Source organism: Kitasatospora sp. NBC_01560, from assembly GCF_045208415.1.
In the GTDB taxonomy this organism is placed as follows: Bacteria; Actinomycetota; Actinomycetes; order Streptomycetales; family Streptomycetaceae; genus Kitasatospora.
The window spans coordinates 5,386,883-5,404,984 of sequence record NZ_CP109364.1 but is presented as its reverse complement, the minus strand read 5'-3'; the positions used below and the strand labels follow the sequence as shown (position 1 = coordinate 5,404,984).

The window sequence follows — 18,102 nt, the reverse complement described above, 5'->3', positions numbered from 1 at the left end:
TACGTCCCTCGCAAGGAGAACGGCATGGCTCAGGGAACCGTCAAGTGGTTCAACGCTGAGAAGGGCTTCGGCTTCATCGCCCAGGAGGGCGGCGGCCCCGACGTCTTCGTCCACTACTCCGCCATCAACGCGAACGGTTTCCGCTCGCTGGAGGAGAACCAGGCGGTCAGCTTCGACGTCACCCAGGGTCCGAAGGGCCCGCAGGCGGAGAACGTCACCGCTATCTGATCATCCTCTGATGACCTGATCGCTCGGGACCCCTCGGGTCCGCCGACGGCCCACCGGCCGTCACCATGAGCACAAGAGAAGTACCCAAGGGGGCCCGCCGCGCGGTGGGCCCCCTGCCTTGTACCCGCCGGCCGTGTTGTCTCCCGGCCGTACTGCCCCCGGCCGTGCCGTCTCCGGCCGTGGCGTTCCCCGGGCCGGCACCCGCCCGGCGCCCACCGGCCCGGTGCCGGACGCACCGGAGCCCGCCCCCGCGCCGGGTGGCGCGGGGGCGGGCTCCTGGCCGGGCCGGGGTCAGGCGGCGGCGGGCTGCTGGCCCGAGGCCTGGGCCGGGATCACGGCCGACGCACCGTCGAGCAGGTCACCGGCCGGGTTGTTGTAGGCAGCCAGGTCGAGGGTCTTCTCGCGGGCCGCGACCAGGACCGGCACGACCGCCTGGCCGGCGACGTTGGTCGCGGTGCGCATCATGTCGAGGATCGGGTCGATGGCGAGCAGCAGGCCGACGCCCTCCAGCGGCAGACCCAGCGTCGACAGGGTCAGCGTCAGCATCACGATCGCGCCGGTCAGGCCGGCCGTCGCGGCCGAACCGATCACCGAGACGAAGGCGATCAGCAGGTAGTCCTTGATGCCGAGGTCGATGCCGTAGACCTGGGCGACGAAGATCGCGGCCAGCGAGGGGTAGATCGCGGCGCAGCCGTCCATCTTGGTGGTCGCGCCGAACGGGACGGCGAAGGAGGCGTACTCGCTCGGGACGCCGAGGCGCTCGGTGACGCGGCGGGTGACCGGCAGGGTGCCGACCGAGGAGCGGGAGACGAAGGCCAGCTGGATGGCGGGCCAGGCGCCCTTGAAGAAGTTCAGCGGGTTGAGGCCGCCGGCGAACTTCAGCAGCAGGGAGTAGACGACGAACAGCACCAGGGCGCAGCCGACGTAGATGTCGACGGTCAGGGTGGCGAACGGCTTCAGCAGGTCCCAGCCGTACTTGGCGACGGACTTGCCGATCAGGCCGAGGGTGCCGAGCGGCGAGAGGCGGATGACCCACCAGAGTGCGGTCTGCACCAGCTCCAGCACGGACTCGCTGAGCTTGAGGACCGGCTCGGCCTTGGCGCCGAGCTTGATGATCGCCGCACCGACCACGACCGCGAGGAAGACGATCTGCAACACGTTGACCTGGGTGAACGCGTCGACGATGTTGGTCGGGAAGATGCCGGTGAGGAAGTCGATCCAGGTGCCGCTGGACTTCGGCGGCTTCAGGCCCTCGGTCTTGAGGTTGGTGCCCTCGCCCGGGTTGGTCAGCAGGCCCAGGCCCAGGCCGATCGCGACGGCGATCAGCGAGGTGATCAGGAACCAGAGCAGCGTGCGGCCGGCCAGCCGGGCCGCGTTGGTGACGTTGCGCAGGTTGGCGACGGACACCACGATCGCGGTGAAGACCAGCGGCGGGACGGCCAGCTTGAGCAGCTGGACGAAGATCCGGCCGATCGTCTCCAGCGTGGTGGCCAGCCAGGAGATGTCGGCCGCACGGGCCAGGTAGCCGAGGCCGACGCCGAGCAGGAGGCCCGCGACGATCTGGACCCAGAACGGGGTGCGGCGGATTCGGGAGAGCACGGACGGCGACGAGGTCGCCTCGGGCGCTGTGGACATGACGGTGCGGCTCCGGGGGAGGGCGTTGCTGACGGTGGGGTGAGGCGCGGGACGGCGGCACGGCGCGCGGGCCGGGCGGGGAGGAGCCGGCCCCGATCAGGGGCGTGCCGCCTGGATACAGCTCATGGCGCGACAACGGCGCGAACGGTCCACCGCACCCGGCAGGCAGCACCGGCGGGCGGCTCCGGGCATCGTGCCCAGGCCGTTCTTCCGGGGTGCTCCTGAGGTGGTCATGGCCGACACGTTAGCAGCAAAGGTTTGAGATGTTCAAAGTACTTGTTTGAGATGCGGACACCCCCCTGATCAAATCCGGACACGAACGAGACTGACGCAGCATCAGATCTTGAGAACGCCCCGATTGACCGCTCAGCAGTTATACGTATAACTTGGAGAGCACCCCGCCCACCCCTGCCCGCACCCGGAGAACCGTTCTATGGGCTACGCCGCCCTGCTCCGCGCCCCGCACGTCAGCCGCCTCCTGCTCGGCACCCTGCTCGGCCGCCTCCCCGCCGGCATGACCGCCCTGGTGATCGCCCTGGCCCTGCGCGACGCCGGCACGCCCTACAGCCGGATCGGGCTGGCCACCGCCGCCTACGCGATCTCGGCCGCCGTCGGCGGGCCGGTGCTGGGCCGGATCGTGGACCGCACCGGGCAGCCACGGGTGCTGCTCGCCTCCGCGGTGGTCGCCGGCGGCGGCTACGCACTGCTCGCCCTCGCCCCCGGCTCCGCGCTGGCCGCACCGCTCGGCGCCGCGATCGCGGGCCTCGCCATGCCGCCGCTCGAACCCTGCCTGCGCTCGCTCTGGCCGGACGTCGTCGAGGAGAAGCAGCTCGACACCGCGTACGCCTTCGACTCCGCCTCGCAGCAGATCCTCTACGTCGCCGGACCGCTCGCGGTGGCCGGCATCGCGGGCGCCTTCAGCCCCGTCGCCGCGCTCTGGGTGGCCGCCGGACTGGGGCTGGCCGGCGCCCTGATCGTGGCCACCGCCGGCCCGGCCCGCGCCTGGCAGGCACCGCCGCGCGCGCACTCCTCCGGCCTGCTCGGGCCGCTCCGCTCCCCCGGCCTCGTCCTGCTGCTGATCGGCCTGGCCGGCGCCGGCTGGGCGGTCGGCGCGCAGAACGTGCTCTTCATCGCCTACGCCGAGGCACACGAAGGCGCCCTGCCCGGCGGCGCCGGCACCCTGCTGGCGCTGGCGGCGCTCGGCGGCCTGCTCGGCGCGCTCGCCTACGGCGCGGTGCGGTGGCGCAGCAGCACCGCCACCCGGACGTGGGTGATGGCGCTCGGCATGGCCGTCAGCTACCTGCCGCTGGTGCTGCTGCCCGGGCCGTGGGCGATGGCCGGGCTGGCCTTCCTCTCCGGGATCGGGCTGGCGCCGCTGCTCGCGGCCGCCTTCGTCCTGGTCGCCGAGCTGGCCCCGGCCGGCACCGTGACCGAGGCGTTCGCCTGGCTGGTGACGCTCTTCGCGACCGGCAACTCGCTCGGCTACGCCGTCTCCGGCCACCTCGCCGAGGACTCGCTGCGCCCGGTGGCGCTCTGCGCGGCGGGCGGGATCGGCCTCGGCGCCCTGGTGCTGTTCGGCGCCCGCCGCTGGTTCCGGCCCGCCCCGGCCGCCGCCGCCCCGGCGGTGGCACCGGTGCCGGTGGGCTGAGCCCCGGCCACGACGGCGGGCCCGGCCCGCCCCCCGAACGCGACTGCGCCCGTCGGACAGGTGGTCTGGCCGACGGGCGCAGTCGCCTGTGCCGGTCCGGGCGGCACGCCGGCCGCGCGGGCCCCGGGTCCGAGGACGCGGAGTACGCGGCCGGCCCACGAACGCCTCAGACCCGGGAACGCCTCAGGCCCGTGGCGCGGTCGAGGAGCGCAGGACGAGCGAGGTCGCGAGCGGCTGCACCGGAGCCACCGGCTCGCCGCGGAGCAGGGCGGCGAGGGCCGCCACGCCGGCCCGGCCCAGCTCCTCGCCGGGCAGGTCGACGGTGGTGAGCGGCGGGGTGAGCAGCCCGGCCACCGGGATGTTGTCGATGCCGACCACCGAGACGTCGGCGGGAACGCGGAGCCCGAGTTCGGCGGCGGCCTGGTAGAGGCCGGAGGCCACCACGTCGTCGTCGCAGATCACCGCCTGCGGGCGGTCCGGGCGCTCCAGCAGCAGGCGGGCCACCGTGCGGGCGGCGGGCTGCCCCTCGTTGAGGCTGACGCCCAGCTCGACCACGTCCAGGCCGAGCTCCCCGGCCGCCGCCTCGAAGGCGGCCTGGCGCACCCGGAAGGTGTACGCGGAGTGGGTGGAGCGCAGCCGGCCGATCCGGCGGTGGCCGAGCCCGGCCAGGTGTCCGACGGCGGCGCGCATCCCGCCCGCCACGTCCAGCTCGACGGTCGGCCGGGCCCGGTCGGTGCCCGGGTCGGCGTCCAGGAAGACGGCGGGGGTGTCCGCGGGCAGCTCGCCGAGCTGGCTGTCGTCCGGGGAGCAGATGAGCAGGCCGTCGAACCGGCTGGTGGTGGCCGCGTCGGCCAGGGTCGCGCTGCCCCAGCCGGAACTCACCACGACGGCCAGGCCGTGCTTGCCGGCCTCCTCGTGGACGCCCTCCAGCACCCGGCCGAAGAACGGGCCGAGGATGTTCGGCACGGCCAGCAGGATCATGCCGCTGCGGCCGAGGCGCAGTTGCCGGCCGGCCGCCTGCGGGCGGTAGCCGAGGCTGCGGGCGGCCTCGCGGACGCGCTCCCGGGTGGCGTCGGAGACCCTCCGGCCGGCCTCGGAGCCGGAGAACACCAGCGAGACGGTGGCCTGGGAGACTCCGGCGAGCCGGGCGACGTCCCGCCCGGTGGGCCTGCGGACGGGGGCCGGCCACGTCCCGCTGACGACCTCGGCCGCGTCGCTCCGGGCGGGCGCGGCGGCGCCGTCGGACGCGGGCGCGTCACCGGGCGGGCGCTCGTCGTCCGACGGCGGTGGACCGGAGGTGGGTGAGGGCACGGCGGCGGTTCGGTCAGCCCTGCAGCGCTGCCGAGCGGGCCGCGTCGTCGGCGGCGTCCTCCTCGGCGTTCTGCGCGGCGATCCGGTCGGCCGTCCGGTTGCGCAGGCCGTCCACCCTGCCGGAGATCTGGGCCGACATGTCGTCCCGCTGCCTGCTCAGCAGCACGTAGCTGACCGGCGCGGAGACGACCGCGGCGATCAGGAAGAGGAAGACCACACCGAGTTCGCCCTGGACCGGGATCACCTGGAAGTGACCGAGCAGCAGGGCCACCAGCAGGCAGCCGAGGAAGATGCTGACCCGCAGGGAGGTGTAGCGGAGCGTGGCGTGCGTCTTGTTGCTCACATTGCTCACCGGGGACACGTCCTTCTCTGCGCTGGGCTGGCCGGTCTCCCAGTGAAGCATGCCCGACGGCCGGAGCGGGGAACGGGTCGCCCGTCCCCGCACGAACGGCCCGACCGGGCCCCGCCGTCAGCGCAGGTCGAGCCACATGGTGACGTCGTCGCGGTCGTCCCCGGGGCCGACCCGGATCGCGGCGGGCACCCGGCCGACCTCGGTGTAACCGCAGCGCCCGTAGAACTTCTCCAGGCCGAGGCCGCCGCGCAGGGTCAGCCGGAGGCCCTCCAGGCCCCAGGCCCGGGCCGTCCGCGCGGCCTCGGCCATCAGCTCGGCACCGTAACCGCGGCCCTGGAAGTCCGGGTGGATCATGACCCGCTTGAGCATCCGCCAGTGGTCCATCGGGCCGAACCGCATCGACTCGAAGAACAGCATCCCGGCCGGCCGGCCCGTCCGCGCCTCGTACGCGACCAGCAGCCGGTCCGGTTCAGCCGGCCCGACGGTGGCGAAGTGCCGCTCGGCGACGACCCGCACCTCGTCCTCCGTCACCGGGGCGACGAAGCCGACGGCGCCGCCCGCGTTGGTGGCGTCCGTCCAGAGCCGGACGAGACCGGACCGGAGCCCGGGGTCGAGATCGGGGTCCAGGGTGAAGGCGAGCGTCATGATCGCGGAGCCTACTCGCCGACCCCGGCGACTCGGCACCCGGCACCCGGCACCCGGCACCCGGCACCCGGCACCCGCTACGACAGTGCCGGGACCGGCCGGGCCGCCGCGCCGTCGCCCCGCAGCGCCAGGCAGAGCACGACGGCGACGGCGCAGAGCCCGCCGGCCACGTACCAGGCGAGGTCGTAGGTGCCGAGCGCGTCCCGGGTCAGGCCCGCGAGGCCGGCCACCACCGCGGCCCCGATCTGGTGGCAGGCGAGCACCCAGCCGAAGACGATCGGCGCGTCCTCGCCGAAGTGCCGGCGGCAGAGCGCGACGGTCGGCGGCACGGTGGCCACCCAGTCCAGGCCGTAGAAGATCACGAAGGCCAGGATCGGCGGCTCCAGCGAGCCGGCGAACAGCTGCGGCAGCAGGAGCAGCGAGAACCCGCGCAGCGCGTAGTAGACGACCAGCAGCAGCCGGGAGTCGAAGCGGTCGGTGAACCAGCCGCTGGCTATCGTGCCGACCACGTCGAAAACGCCGATCAGGGCGAGCAGGCTCGCCGCGGTGGTGACCGGCAGGCCGTGGTCGTGCGCGGCCGGGATGAAGTGGGTGCCGACCAGCCCGGCCGTGGTCGCGCCGCAGATCGCGAAGGAGCCCGCCAGCAGCCAGAAGGCCCGGCTTCGGGACGCCCCGCGGAGCACCCGCAGCGAACGGGCCAGCGCCCGCCCCTGCGGGGCCGGGGCGGGCGGGGCCTCGGTGGCCCCGTACGGGAGCAGCCCGAGGTCGGCCGGGCGCTCACGCATCAGCAGCAGCACCGGGACGGCCACCGCGGTGGCCGCCAGCGAGACCACCACCACCGCCGAGCGCCAGCCGTGCTCCTCGACCAGCCAGGCACCGACCGGCAGGAAGACCAGGTTGCCGGCGGCGCCGGCGGCGGTGAGCACACCGGTGACCAGCCCCTGCCGGGCCCGGAACCACCGGCCGGTGATCGTGGTGGCGAAGGCGCCGGCCATCGAACCGCTGCCCAGGCCGACCAGCACGCCCCAGCAGAGCACCAGTTGCCAGGGCTCCCGCATCAGCATGGTGAGGCCGGCGCCGACCGAGATGGTGAGCAGCGCGCAGACCACCACCAGCCGGACGCCGAACCGGTCCATCAGGGCGGCGGCGAACGGGGCGGTGAGGCCGTAGAGGGCGAGGTTGACCGAGGTGGCGCTGGAGATCGTCCCCAGCGACCAGCCGAACTCGTTGTGCAGCGCGTCCATCATCAGGCTGGGGGTGGAGCGGAAGCCGGCCGAGCCGAGCAGCACCAGCAGCGCGACGGCGGCGACCACCCAGGCGTAGTGCGGGCGGCGCCGCCCGGCTCCGGCGGGGGCGGGGCCGACAGCGGCTGCGGGGTCGGCGGCGGTCGTGGGGGCCGGGTCGGCGGCGGGGGTTGTGGGGGCGTTCCGTTCGTTCACCCGGCCGAGTCTCCCGAACGGGCCCCGCCGTCACGAGTGGCCTGACTGCCAGCTTTCGCAAGAATCGGGCCACCACCCCGGCGTAGGCTGGCCCGACGGACCGGCCGGGGAAGGGAGCACGGGGTGGCGCACAAGGTCGCGGTACTGGCCCTCGACGGGGTGATCGCCTTCGAACTGGGCATCCCCGCAAGGATCTTCGGGTCGGCCAAGGACGCCGACGGCCTCCCCTGCTACGAGGTGGCCACCTGCACCGTGGACGGCCGGCCGGTCGCCACCAGCACGGACTTCAAGGTCACCGTCGAGCACGGGCCCGAACTGCTGGAGTGGGCCGACACCGTGGTCGTCCCGGCCTCCGCCGACCCGGGGCCGAAACAGGTCGACGCCGCGCCCTCCCCCGCCGTGGCGGCCGCGCTGGCCCGGCTCCGGCCCGGCACCCGGCTGGTCTCGATCTGCACGGCCTCCTTCGTCCTGGCCGCCGCCGGCCTGCTCGACGGCCGCCCGGCCACCACCCACTGGCAGTACACCGAGCGCTTCGCCGCGCTCTTCCCGAAGGTCCGGCTCGATCCCGACGTGCTGTTCACGGACGACGGCGACGTGCTCACCTCCGGCGGGGTGGCGGCGGGCGTCGACCTCTGCCTGCACATCGTGCGCCGCGACCACGGCAGCGCGGTGGCCAACGCGGTGGCCCGCACCTGCCTGGTGCCGCCGTGGCGCGAAGGCGGCCAGAAACAGTACGTGGCACTCCCCCGGCAGGCCGCCGACACCGGCCCCGGCACCGCGGCCGTCCGGGCCTGGGCCCTGGAACGCCTCGACCGGCCGCTCCCGTTGCGGCTGCTCGCCGGCCGGGCCGGCATGAGCGTGCGGACCTTCACCCGGCGGTTCCGCGAGGAGACCGGCGCCAGCCCGGGCCAGTGGCTGACGGTGCAGCGCACCGAACGGGCCCGGCAGTTGCTGGAGCGCACCGACCTGAGCATCGACCAGGTCGCCCGCGAGTCCGGCTTCGGCACCGCGGCCTCACTGCGGCTACAGCTGCGCGGGCGGCTGGACGTGGCACCGAGCACGTACCGGCGCACCTTCCGGGCCGTCGAACCGGCCGGCTGACGACCCACCCCGCCACCGGAGCCCGGCCGGACGCACCCCGACCACGGCCTGACCCAACCTGACCCGGGCGAGCCCGGGGCCGGTGCGGCCGGTGGCCGGAAACCGCACCCCGCAGTGGACGGATTGGATGGCGGCGGGCCGCACGCACCCCGAGCGCGGCGCGGCAGGCCGCCATCCAACCGTGAGCACGGGCCCTGAACCCGCGCCACCCGCCCTCCGCACTCGCCGAGGAGCCACCGCACTACCGGCCTGCCACGGCCCCCCTGCTGACATGGTCCCCCTGGACAGCAGCACCGCAGCGGCATTCGGGTGTTCCCTCGGCGTCCCCTCGCAACGGAGCGCTGCTCCCAAGAGTGATCAGTCGGATACGTCACGTCAATGGGTTGTCCGAAATTCGGAATGGTTGCGTCAGGTTTCGGCCCGATGATCGACGGGTGAACCGGCGGCGGTCCGGACGGGTCGACCGGCAGGCGGCCGGCCGGCCCGTCACTGCGCCAGCGCGGCCCAGTCGACAGTGGTCAACGGGTCCACCGGGCGGGCGTCCGCGCCGATTTCGCACCAGACCCGCTTGCCCGAACCGTCCGGGTACCAGCCCCAGCGGTCGCAGAGCAGCTCGACCAGCTCCAGGCCGCGCCCGTTGGTGGCGTCGGTGTCGGCGCCCGCGTGCCGGGGGGCCGGGGCCGCCTGACTGGCGTCCGCCACCTCGACCCGGAGCGGACCGGCCGCCGCCGACCCGCGCAGCCCCGCGGCGCCCGCCGCGTCGTCCGCGGCCGCCCCCGGAGCACCGCAGTCCATCGGGAAGCAGAGCCGCAGCACGGCCGGACAGCCGGTGTGCACCACCGCGTTGGTCACCAGCTCGGAGACGACCAGCACCACCGTCTCGGCGATCGGGGCGTCCGGGTCCACGCCGTGGTTGAGCAGCCGCGATCGCACCCACCGGCGGGCCCGGCCGACCTCGGCAGGGTCCGCCTGCACCGCCAGCTGTACCTGAAGAACCTGCACCGCTCCACCACCCGCACTCGCAGTTCGGCCGTCGTCTCGATCGGGCCGGATCGTCCGGCCGGCCCCGGCATGCGCCGGGCCACCGCAGGCCGGGCCGCGCCGTACGTCACATCCGCCGTACGTCGCACCCGGTACGTCGCGCCCGCGCCATCTCGTCAGTCGCGCACCGGCTGCGACACGAATACGCCTCAGGATGAGTCGACGGACGGGCCGCAGCAAGCGCTTCGGGCATATTCCAGCGATCGGGGGACGGCGCAGTGCATACTGTCCCGTTCACTCTCGCGAGCCTCGCACCGGTGCTCGTCCGACCCGGGCCGGACGGGCCGGACACGCAGAGGCGAACCTACCGCCGGACGCTCCCGGGACCGGGCCCGCCACTCGCGAACCACCCGTGCGACATATGTCCGACCGGCTTCGAACGGCGGGATCGGCGGCAGGTCGCACGATGTGACGATCCGAAACCGCGGGCTCCGTTCTTCACCGTTCTTCACCGAATCCGCCCGGCCCCGGAACGCCGCAAGATACCGTTGAGTACGGCTGCGCGGCAGCCGCGCCGACCAGTGGTCCGGTGGCGATCCGACGGCACATTCCCACGGCAGGAGGGTGGTTGACGATGACCGCCCCCGGCGGCGCACCGCGCTGGGACGAGCAGCTCCAACTCCGCCTCGCCCGCGGCGAGGAGACCGCGCTCGGCGAACTCTACGACCAGCTGGCGCCGATGGTGCACGGGCTGGCCGGGCGGATACTCGCCGACCAGGCCGCCGCCGCCCAGCTCACCCGCGAGATATTCGCCCACGTCTGGGAGCACCCCGAGGCCTTCGACCCGGCCCAGGGCTCGCTCCGCTCCTGGATCGGCTCGCTGACCCACCGCCGCGCGGTGGACCGGCTCCGGCTCCGGCGCGCCGCCGACGCCCCGCCCGGCGGCGCCGAGCAGCACGGCACCCACGGCACGGACAGCCACGGCACCGGGAGCCCGTACGACGAGAACTCCCCCGTCGAGGAGGAGATCCGCACGGTGGCCACCGCGGCCCGGATCCAGTACGTGGTCGACTCCCTGCCGCAGACCCTGCGTGAGACGATCACGGTGTCGTACTACGACGGCCGCACGTACCAGGAGACGGCCCGCCGGCTCGGCATCAGCGAGCAGATCGCCAAGCAGCGGATGCGGCTCGGCCTGGAGCTGCTGGCCACCGAACTCGCCGCGGAGCGCGAGCGCCAGCGGCGGCAGCGGACCACCGGGCCGGGCGCGGCCGGGCCCGGCGAACGGCACCGGAACGAGGGCGGGGGCACGTGACGACCACCGAGGAGCGGCACGAGGCCCTCCGTTCGCTGCTCGGCGCCTGGGCGCTGGGCGCCTGCCCCCGCCACGAGGCCGCCGAACTGGAACAGCACCTGCGGGCCTGCCCGGACTGCGCCGGGGAGGCCGCCCGGCTCCGGGAGGCGGCCGGCTGGCTCGCCGCCGACGAACCGCTGGACCAGCCCGGCCCGCTGCGCCAGCAGGTGCTCGACTGGTGCCTGGCCCGGCGCCCGGCCGAACTGCCCGTCCCCTCCTGGGGCGCGCCGTACACCGCCGAGACCGCCAAGCTCGACGCACTGCTGCGCGACCTCGGCCCGGAGGAGTGGCAGGAGGTGGTCGAACTCCCCTGGCACGGCGGCACCGAGTACCTCCGACCGGCCGAGGTGCTCTGCCACCTCGCCGCCGTGGACGGCTACCTGGCCGTCGCCCTCGGCCTGCCCGACCCCGTCCCGGGCGGCCCGGCACCGGCCGCCGCCCGGCGGGTGCCGCCGCAGGACCCCGCACCGCCGGCGCCCCGGGTGCCGCCGCAGGGCAGTTCGCCGTGGGCCGGGATCACCGGGCGCACCGCCCGGCTGACCGCCGAGCAGGCCGGGCTGCCGCCGCAGCGGGTGCGGGCCCGGTGGCGCCGGCACTGCCACGAGCTGGTCCGGACCGCCGCGCTGGCCCCGCAGGGCAACACCCCGGTCGACTACGGCTTCGCGACCGTCCCGCTGCGCGACGCCTTCGTCGACCGGGCGTTCGAGTGCTACGTGCACGGCGAGGACGTGGCGCGCGCGGTGGCGTACCCGTACGACCCGCCGGCGCCGCAGCACCTGCGGCAGATGGTCGACCTCGCCGTGCGGATGCTCCCGCAGGCGCTGGCCGGGTTCCGGGCCCTGCGGCCCGAGCCCGCCGGGGCGCCCACCGGGGCACCGGGCGGCGGCCGCCGGCCCGGCGGGCCCGGGCGGCAGCTCCGGCTGGTGATCGACGGCCCGGCCTCCGGCGAGTGGCTGATACCCCTGGACGGCCCGGCGGCCGGCCCGGCCGGCGGGGAGCCGGTGGGCGCGATGGTGCTGGACGGGCTGGAGTTCTGCCAGCTGGCCGCCGCGCACCGCGATCCGGACCGGGTGCCGGTGGGCGAGCACGGTGACCGGGCCGCGATCCGCGAGGTGCTCCACGCGCTCCCGCTGCTCTCCCGGCCCTGACCCCCGGCCTTGTCGCCCGGCCCGGACCCTCGGCCCTGACCCTCGGCCGGGAGCCCGGCCCCGGGCGGGCGGTCAGGCTCCGGTCAGGCGGTCAGGCGAAGACGACGGTGCGGCGGCCGTTCAGCAGCACCCGGTGCTCGCTGTGCCACTTCACCGCGCGCGCCAGCGCCTGGCACTCGACGTCCCGGCCGAGCGCGACCAGCTGGTCCGGGGTGATGTCGTGGGTGACCCGGGCCACCTCCTGCTCGATGATCGGGCCCTCGTCGAGATCGGCGGTGACGTAGTGCGCCGTGGCGCCGATCAGCTTCACACCGCGGGTGTGGGCCTGGTGGTAGGGCTTGGCGCCCTTGAAGCTCGGCAGGAAGGAGTGGTGGATGTTGATCACCTTGCCGGAGAGCTCGGTACAGAGCCGGTCCGAGAGCACCTGCATGTAGCGGGCCAGCACGACCAGCTCGACGTTCTCCTTGGCGACGAGGTCCAGCAGCTGCTGCTCGGCCTCGGCCTTGGTCTCCCTGGTGACCGGGATGTGGTGGAACGGGATCCCGAAGCCCTCGGTGAGGTCGCGGAAGTCGGTGTGGTTGGAGACCACCGCGGCGATCTCCACCGGCAGCGCGCCGATCCGGCTGCGGAACAGCAGGTCGTTCAGGCAGTGCCCGAACTTGCTGACCATCAGGACGATCCGCATCCGCTCCGTGCTCGGGTGGATCTGCCAGTCCATCCCGAAGGAGGCCCCGATCGCCGCGAAGCTGGCCCGCAGCTTGTCCACGGTGACCGGCTCGACGGCGGAGAAGTGCACCCGCATGAAGAACAGTCCGCTGTCGCCGTCCCCGAACTGCTGGCTGTCGATGATGTTGCAGCCGGTCATGAAGAGGTAGCTGGAGACCGCGTGGACGATGCCCTGCTTGTCCGGGCAGGACAGCGTGAGGACGTACTGGGCGCTGGCCGTCGGCTGTTCCACGGTGGGGTTGTCCCGTTCTGAGCTGCGTGTGGTCGGTGAACGGCCCAGCGTGTCACATCCTGGACAGCCGCCGCCCCGCTGCCCGTACTGCGGGACGGCCCCGACCGGTCCCCGGGCTCCGGCCGCCGGGCTCCGGCTGCCGGACCGTGCGTGCCGGACCGTGCGTGCCGGACCGCGGGTACCGGGCCTCAGCCGGCGGTCAGGATGCGCAGCACGTCCAGCGAGCGCGGCGGGGCGTCCGGGTCCTCGCCGTCGTTGCCGGCCAGCTTGACGTGCGCCTCGCGGGCCGCCCGGACCGCCTCCGGCCAGCCGTGGTGGCCGAGGTAGGCGGAGGCCGGGGCGTCCGCGCCGACCTGGTGCAGGATCCGGACCACCCGGAGCACGGCGACGTCGACCACGGCGGCCTCGGCGGAGTCCCGGAAGATCGTGCCGACGTACTTCTCGGCCGACCAGCGGTCCAGCCAGGTGTCCTCCACCAGCCGGTAGACGGCGTCGGTCACGTCACCGAAGCCCTCCCGGCCGGACAGCCAGGTGTCCTGCTGGAAGGCGGGGTCCGAGAGCATGTGGAGCGCCGAGCGCAGTCGGGCTCGCCAGCGCCACCAGGGCAGGTCGTTGTGCGGCATGCCGCCCATCGTGCTGGAGCGGTGGCCCTGACGAGAAGGGTTTCGGGCAGACCGGTGCGAAGAATCTGTGCTGGCGGACATGGTGAACGATCGTACGTTCCCCGACCGTTCGTGCTCTACTCCCGATCTACACGCGTCCGTGCCCGGAGTTCGGGCGCCGTTTGCCGTCCGTTCCCTTTTCGGCCCTCTCGGCGTGTGACATCAGGGCTTGGCTGGTGCCGGTGCGCAGCAGAGCGCCCCGGGAGGGAAGACCGATGACCAGCCTAAGGGGCTCGTCCCAGGCTCAGAACCCGATCGCGGTACGGCGTCGCCGCCGCCCGATCGCCGCAGCCGCCACCGCCGTGGCGCTGCTCCCAACCCTCTTCTCGGCCTCCGCGTGCGGCGGACCGGCCGATGCCGCGACCAACGGCGGCGACCTGACCGTGATGACCTGGGCGCCGTCCGGCACCGGCACCGCCGACCGGCCCGGCATGACCGAGCTCGCCGAGGCGATCGGCCGCGACATCAACGCCAAGGGCGGCCTGAACGGGCGCCGGATCCAGGTGATCACCTGCAACGAGCACAACTCCGCGGACGGCGCCACGGCCTGCGCCCAGCAGGCGGTGGACGCCAAGGCGGTGGCCGTGCTCGGCTCGTACAGCCAGTTCGGCGACCGCTTCATGCCCGTCCTGGAGCGGGCCGGCATTCCGCTGATCGGCGGGTACGGGCTGTCCCAGCCCGAGTTCAGCAGCCCGCTGTCGTACCCGGTGGCGGGCGGCCTGCCGGCCCTGATCGGCGGCAGCGGCCGGCAGCTGGTCGAGGCCGGCTGCAAGGCCGTCGCGCTGATCCGGCCGGACACCCCGGCCGGCGACAACCTGCTCGGCTACCTGGCGAACGCGCTCAAGCCGGCCGGGATCAAGCTGCTCGACGTCAAGGCGCCGGAGAAGTCCCCCGACTACACCCCGGTGGTCCGCAAGGCGGTCGGCAAGGACGAGCCGGGCAACTGCATCACCTCCGCGCTGGGCGCCGAGCCGACCGGCAACCTGCTCGACACCTACCGCCGGGTGGGCCCGAAGAACACCAGGATCGCCTCGGTGATCGGCAGCGTCCAGCAGTCGGTGGTCGACTCCACCGGCGGCGACAGCGGCCCGCTGGCCGGCGCCTACGTCACCGGCTGGTACCCGCCGGAGTCCGCCAGGATCTGGGACGCGCTGCGCGCCGTCGTCCGCAACGACCCCGCCGGCCGGCCCATCGACGTCGCCGACCCCGGGGTGCAGACCACCTGGGTCGCGTACGAGGTGTTCCGGCAGGTGTCCGACCGGCTGAGCGGGGCCGGGCGGCCGGTGAGCGCCAAGACGGTCACCGCGCTGCTGGACGGCGGCGAGCAGGTGGACGTCGGGCTGACCCCGCCGCTGAACTGGGGCACCACCAACATGCTGCCCAGCACCGAGTCGCCGCGGCTGGTGAACACCTGGGTCACCTACCAGGTGGTCAAGGGCGGCCGGATGACCCTGCAGCAGCCGGGCTTCGTGGACGTGCGCTGGGTGCTCACCGGGGGCAAGCCGCCGGCGTGACGCCCGCCGCGGCGGCGGGGCCGCGCCGTGACGCGAGGAGCCGCGCCGTGACGCGAGGGGCCGTACCGGGCAGCCGGTGCGGCCCCGGCGTCTTCCCCGGCCCCCGGCCGGGCGGACCGGGGCCGCCACGCTGCGACCCTGTTACGGCCCCGCAGCGGCCGGGCTAGAGGTCCCCGTCGCCGCGGGTCGCCAGCCCGGTCTGGCCGGCGATGGTGTTCCAGAGCCCGGAGGCCTGCTTCTTCGCCCCGGTCGCCGTGCCGCTCGCCTGGACGGCGTTCTTGTAGTGCTGGTTGTCGGTCTTCTTGGCGTCGCAGCCGCCCTGCATGTCCGCGGCCCAGGCCGCGTACTCGTCGTCGGCCGTCGCCGACGCCGTCCAGGCCGCGTTCAGCTGCTCCACCAGCTGCGGGCCGCCGGGCAGCTTGTCCGTCTTGAGCGCCGCCAGCTTGGTCTGCAGCTCCCGGCGCTTGGCCGCGGCGTCGGTCAGCGCCTGCTGGGACTCCGGCAGCTTGTCGCACTTCTGGACGGCGCCGACCGCGTTGACGACCGCCTGCCGGCTGTCACCGGCGGTGCCGAGCAGGTCGGAGAGCGGCTGCGCCTGGGCCTTGACCTCCGGGTTGACCGTCGCCGAGGCGGATCCGCCCGCGGCCGGTGAGCCGGCGGCGGTACCGCTGCCGGTGCCGCTGACCACCGGGGCGGCCTGCTTCTCGTGCCCGGGCTTGTCGTCGCCGCCGCTCAGCAGCACGGCGACCAGGATGCCGGCCGCCGCGCAGCCGGCCACCACCCCGCCGATGATCAGCTTGTTGGAGGACCGCCCGCCGCCGCGCCCGGCGATCGTGGCGTCCTGCCCGGCGTACTCGGGCTGGGCCGGGTACTCGGGCTGGGCCTGCGGGTAGGCCTGGTAGCCCTGCTGCGGCTGCTGCTGGGGGTAGCCCTGGACCGGCGCCGGCCCGGGCTGCGGGTAGCCCGGCTGGGCCGGGTAGCCGGCCGCCTGCGGGTCCGCGGTCGGGTACGGCGGCAGGTACTGGGTCGCCGGGGCCTGGTCGGCCTGCGGCGGCCCGTACCCGGGCTGCGGCGCGCCGCCCCACGGCGCGGCCTGCGCCGGCATCGCCTGGGTGGGCAGCGCGTGCCCGCCCTCGCCGAGGTACTCCGGCTGCCCGTGGGGCTGCTCGTACGGCGGCCCGGCCGGCTGCTGGCCGGGGCCGCCCTGGCCCTGCGGCTGGCCCTGCGGCTGGCCCGGCTCGGGGCGGAACAGGTCGTCCAGGTTGAAGTCACCCGAGTTGGGGTACGAGCGGCGCTGGCTCAACGCGATTCCTCACCTGTGCACGACCGCGCGCTGACGGCGGACCACATCTCGTCGGTTCTTGGGAGCATCACAGTTCATGGGACGTCGCGCCCACGCTACCGGTTCACCGAACCGGGTGACCACGTGGGCGGTCGATCCCTCACCGGCCCCTCACCCGCGCGCCGGACCGCCGGTCAGGCCGCCTCCGCCTCGGCCCTGGCCTGGAACTCGCGGACCACCCGCTGCTCCCGGAACGGCTCCAGCCGCCGCCGGAACTCGTCCAGGTACTCCACGCCCCGGTTGGAGCGCAGCCCGCTCAGCAGCCGGACCGCCTGGGCCCCGGTCTCGCAGGCCCGTTCGAGGTCGCGCTGCTGCAACTGGGCCGTGGCCAGCAGGACGAGATCGACGGCCCGGCGCCGCACCCTGGTCGGCGGGTGCAGGTCGAGCGCCCGGCGGGCGTAGTGCTCGGCCGGGCCGGCCTGCTCCAGATCCCGGTGGCAGTGGGCCAGCTCGTCCGCCAGGTAGGCGTCGTCGAAGTGGACGATCCAGTCCGGGTCGTCCTCCGGACGGCGCTTCTCCATCGCCTCCAGCGCCTTGGCGGCCACCGCCTCGCAGGAGCGGGCGTCGCCGAGCAGGGCGTGGCCGCGGGCCTCGGCCGCGTAGAACATCGCCATCGCCGTCGGGGTGGCCACCGAACGGGCGCCCTCCTGCGCCGCGCGGGCGAGTTGGGCGATCTCCCGCGGGTTCCCCAGGGTGGCCGCCAGGTGGCTCATCGAGGCGGCCAGCACGTAGCCGCCGTACCCGCGGTCGTCCGCCGCCTGGGCGAGCCGCAGCGCCTGGATGTAGTAGCGCTGGGCCAGGCCGGGCTGGCCGGTGTCCACCGCCATGTAGCCCGCCAGCTCGGTCAACCGGGCGACCGCCGCGAAGAGTTGCCGACCGGTCTCCTCCCGGTAGGCGCCGCCGAGCAGGCCGGAGACCACGCTGTTGAGGTAGTGCACGACCACCGGGCGGACGTGCCCGCTGCCGAACCGGTGGTCGAGGTCGACCAGCATCGCCGTGGTCGCCTTGATCGCCGCGACGTCCGTCGGGCCGACCCGCGGACCGCCGGTGCGGGCCACCACCGGGTCGGGCGGGGTGATCAGCCAGTCCCGGCTGGGCTCGACCAGCGCGGAGGCCGCGACCGTCGCCCCGGTCAGGAAGTCCCGCCGGCCGACGTCGCTGCGCCACAGCTCGCAGACCTGCTCCAGCGCGGCACCCAGCGTCGGCGCGAACTGCAGCCCGATCCCGGAGCTGAGGTTCTTGCCGTCGGCCATGCCGATCTCCTCGACCGACACGCTCCGCCCGAGTTTGCGGCCGAGCGCCTCGGCGATCACCGCCGGGGCCTGCCCGCGCGGCTGCTGGCCACGGAGCCAGCGCGCGACGGAGGTCTTGTCGTACCGCAGGTCCAGGCCGTGTTCCGCGCCGCAGAGGTTGACTCTGCGCGCCAGGCCGGCGTTGGAGCAGCTGGCCTCCTGGATCAGCTGCTGCAGGCGCTCGTTGGGCTGTCGTGCGACAAGTGGTCTCGCGGCCATTGGGCTTCGCCTCCCCACACCCTCCGGTCCCGGCCGGCGGGCGACGATTCTGCTGATCTGTTGCCGACTGTCCGACCGTCCAAGGAATCTGACACCAGGTTAGCGATCAGCAACGCCACCGGGATACCCACGGTGACGATCCCCACCCCCCACGCGCCCTGGGAAATGCTCCCGTGCGCCCCCACTGCGCCCACCTCCGTCCACCTCCGCCCGCGCCAACGCGGTCGCCTCACCGATTCGGGTGACATTCCCACCGCGCGACACACCGGCCCC

General features: G+C 74.4%; 16 protein-coding genes. 6 read left to right on the top strand and 10 right to left on the bottom strand.

Going from position 1 to position 18,102, the window contains the following annotated elements:
- Positions 1 to 24 precede the first annotated feature (24 nt).
- Positions 25 to 228 (top strand): cold-shock protein, encoded by a 204-nt coding sequence (locus tag OH807_RS23670; RefSeq protein WP_057227626.1) that lies wholly within the window; start codon positions 25 to 27, stop codon positions 226 to 228.
- Positions 229 to 519: 291 nt separating this feature from the next.
- Here the strand turns inward: OH807_RS23670 and OH807_RS23665 are convergent, their stop codons facing one another.
- Positions 520 to 1,863: a dicarboxylate/amino acid:cation symporter gene (locus tag OH807_RS23665; RefSeq protein ID WP_406202241.1), complete on the bottom strand. Its 1,344-nt coding sequence runs from the start codon at positions 1,861 to 1,863 to the stop codon at positions 520 to 522.
- 433 nt (positions 1,864 to 2,296) lie between these two features.
- On the opposite strand from OH807_RS23665, the gene OH807_RS23660 reads away from it, so the two are divergent.
- Positions 2,297 to 3,511 (top strand): MFS transporter, encoded by a 1,215-nt coding sequence (locus OH807_RS23660; protein WP_406202239.1) that lies wholly within the window; start codon positions 2,297 to 2,299, stop codon positions 3,509 to 3,511.
- Positions 3,512 to 3,694: 183 nt separating this feature from the next.
- Here the strand turns inward: OH807_RS23660 and OH807_RS23655 are convergent, their stop codons facing one another.
- From OH807_RS23655 to OH807_RS23640, 4 genes are all read right to left on the bottom strand, one after another.
- On the bottom strand, positions 3,695 to 4,822 hold the full coding sequence (locus tag OH807_RS23655; protein ID WP_406202237.1) for a LacI family DNA-binding transcriptional regulator: 1,128 nt from the start codon (positions 4,820 to 4,822) through the stop codon (positions 3,695 to 3,697).
- 13 nt (positions 4,823 to 4,835) lie between these two features.
- A complete protein-coding gene (locus OH807_RS23650; protein ID WP_406202235.1) occupies positions 4,836 to 5,174 on the bottom strand; it encodes a DUF4229 domain-containing protein in 339 nt (112 codons plus the stop codon).
- Between the two features lie 117 nt (positions 5,175 to 5,291).
- Positions 5,292 to 5,819, bottom strand: coding sequence for a GNAT family N-acetyltransferase (locus OH807_RS23645; protein ID WP_406202233.1), 528 nt, complete (start codon positions 5,817 to 5,819; stop codon positions 5,292 to 5,294).
- Positions 5,820 to 5,896: 77 nt separating this feature from the next.
- Entirely contained in the window at positions 5,897 to 7,258 is a 1,362-nt protein-coding gene (locus OH807_RS23640; RefSeq protein ID WP_406202231.1) for an MFS transporter, read from the bottom strand.
- Between the two features lie 123 nt (positions 7,259 to 7,381).
- On the opposite strand from OH807_RS23640, the gene OH807_RS23635 reads away from it, so the two are divergent.
- Complete coding sequence (locus OH807_RS23635) at positions 7,382 to 8,359, top strand: GlxA family transcriptional regulator (protein ID WP_406202229.1); 978 nt, start codon at positions 7,382 to 7,384, stop codon at positions 8,357 to 8,359.
- Positions 8,360 to 8,845: 486 nt separating this feature from the next.
- On the opposite strand, the gene OH807_RS23630 is transcribed toward OH807_RS23635, so the two are convergent.
- The gene (locus OH807_RS23630) at positions 8,846 to 9,361 is read right to left on the bottom strand and encodes an ATP-binding protein (RefSeq protein ID WP_406202227.1); all 516 of its coding nucleotides are present in this window, start codon (positions 9,359 to 9,361) and stop codon (positions 8,846 to 8,848) included.
- A 613-nt stretch (positions 9,362 to 9,974) separates the two neighbouring features.
- On the opposite strand from OH807_RS23630, the gene OH807_RS23625 reads away from it, so the two are divergent.
- Positions 9,975 to 10,655 carry a sigma-70 family RNA polymerase sigma factor gene (locus OH807_RS23625; protein WP_406211142.1) on the top strand — a complete coding sequence of 227 codons (681 nt, stop codon included), beginning with the start codon at positions 9,975 to 9,977 and terminating at the stop codon, positions 10,653 to 10,655.
- Positions 10,652 to 11,842: a zf-HC2 domain-containing protein gene (locus OH807_RS23620; RefSeq protein ID WP_406202225.1), complete on the top strand. Its 1,191-nt coding sequence runs from the start codon at positions 10,652 to 10,654 to the stop codon at positions 11,840 to 11,842. The genes OH807_RS23625 and OH807_RS23620 overlap by 4 nt, the downstream gene beginning before the upstream one ends.
- A gap of 91 nt (positions 11,843 to 11,933) precedes the next feature.
- Here the strand turns inward: OH807_RS23620 and purU are convergent, their stop codons facing one another.
- On the bottom strand, positions 11,934 to 12,800 hold the full coding sequence (purU, locus tag OH807_RS23615) for a formyltetrahydrofolate deformylase (RefSeq protein ID WP_406202223.1): 867 nt from the start codon (positions 12,798 to 12,800) through the stop codon (positions 11,934 to 11,936).
- A 188-nt stretch (positions 12,801 to 12,988) separates the two neighbouring features.
- Entirely contained in the window at positions 12,989 to 13,504 is a 516-nt protein-coding gene (locus tag OH807_RS23610) for a hypothetical protein (protein ID WP_406202221.1), read from the bottom strand.
- A 173-nt stretch (positions 13,505 to 13,677) separates the two neighbouring features.
- On the opposite strand from OH807_RS23610, the gene OH807_RS23605 reads away from it, so the two are divergent.
- Positions 13,678 to 14,976 (top strand): ABC transporter substrate-binding protein, encoded by a 1,299-nt coding sequence (locus OH807_RS23605; protein WP_406202219.1) that lies wholly within the window; start codon positions 13,678 to 13,680, stop codon positions 14,974 to 14,976.
- A gap of 163 nt (positions 14,977 to 15,139) precedes the next feature.
- On the opposite strand, the gene OH807_RS23600 is transcribed toward OH807_RS23605, so the two are convergent.
- Positions 15,140 to 16,279 carry a hypothetical protein gene (locus tag OH807_RS23600; RefSeq protein WP_406202217.1) on the bottom strand — a complete coding sequence of 380 codons (1,140 nt, stop codon included), beginning with the start codon at positions 16,277 to 16,279 and terminating at the stop codon, positions 15,140 to 15,142.
- Between the two features lie 173 nt (positions 16,280 to 16,452).
- Positions 16,453 to 17,829 carry a transcriptional regulator gene (locus tag OH807_RS23595; protein WP_406202215.1) on the bottom strand — a complete coding sequence of 459 codons (1,377 nt, stop codon included), beginning with the start codon at positions 17,827 to 17,829 and terminating at the stop codon, positions 16,453 to 16,455.
- Between the last annotated feature and the right edge of the window lie 273 nt (positions 17,830 to 18,102).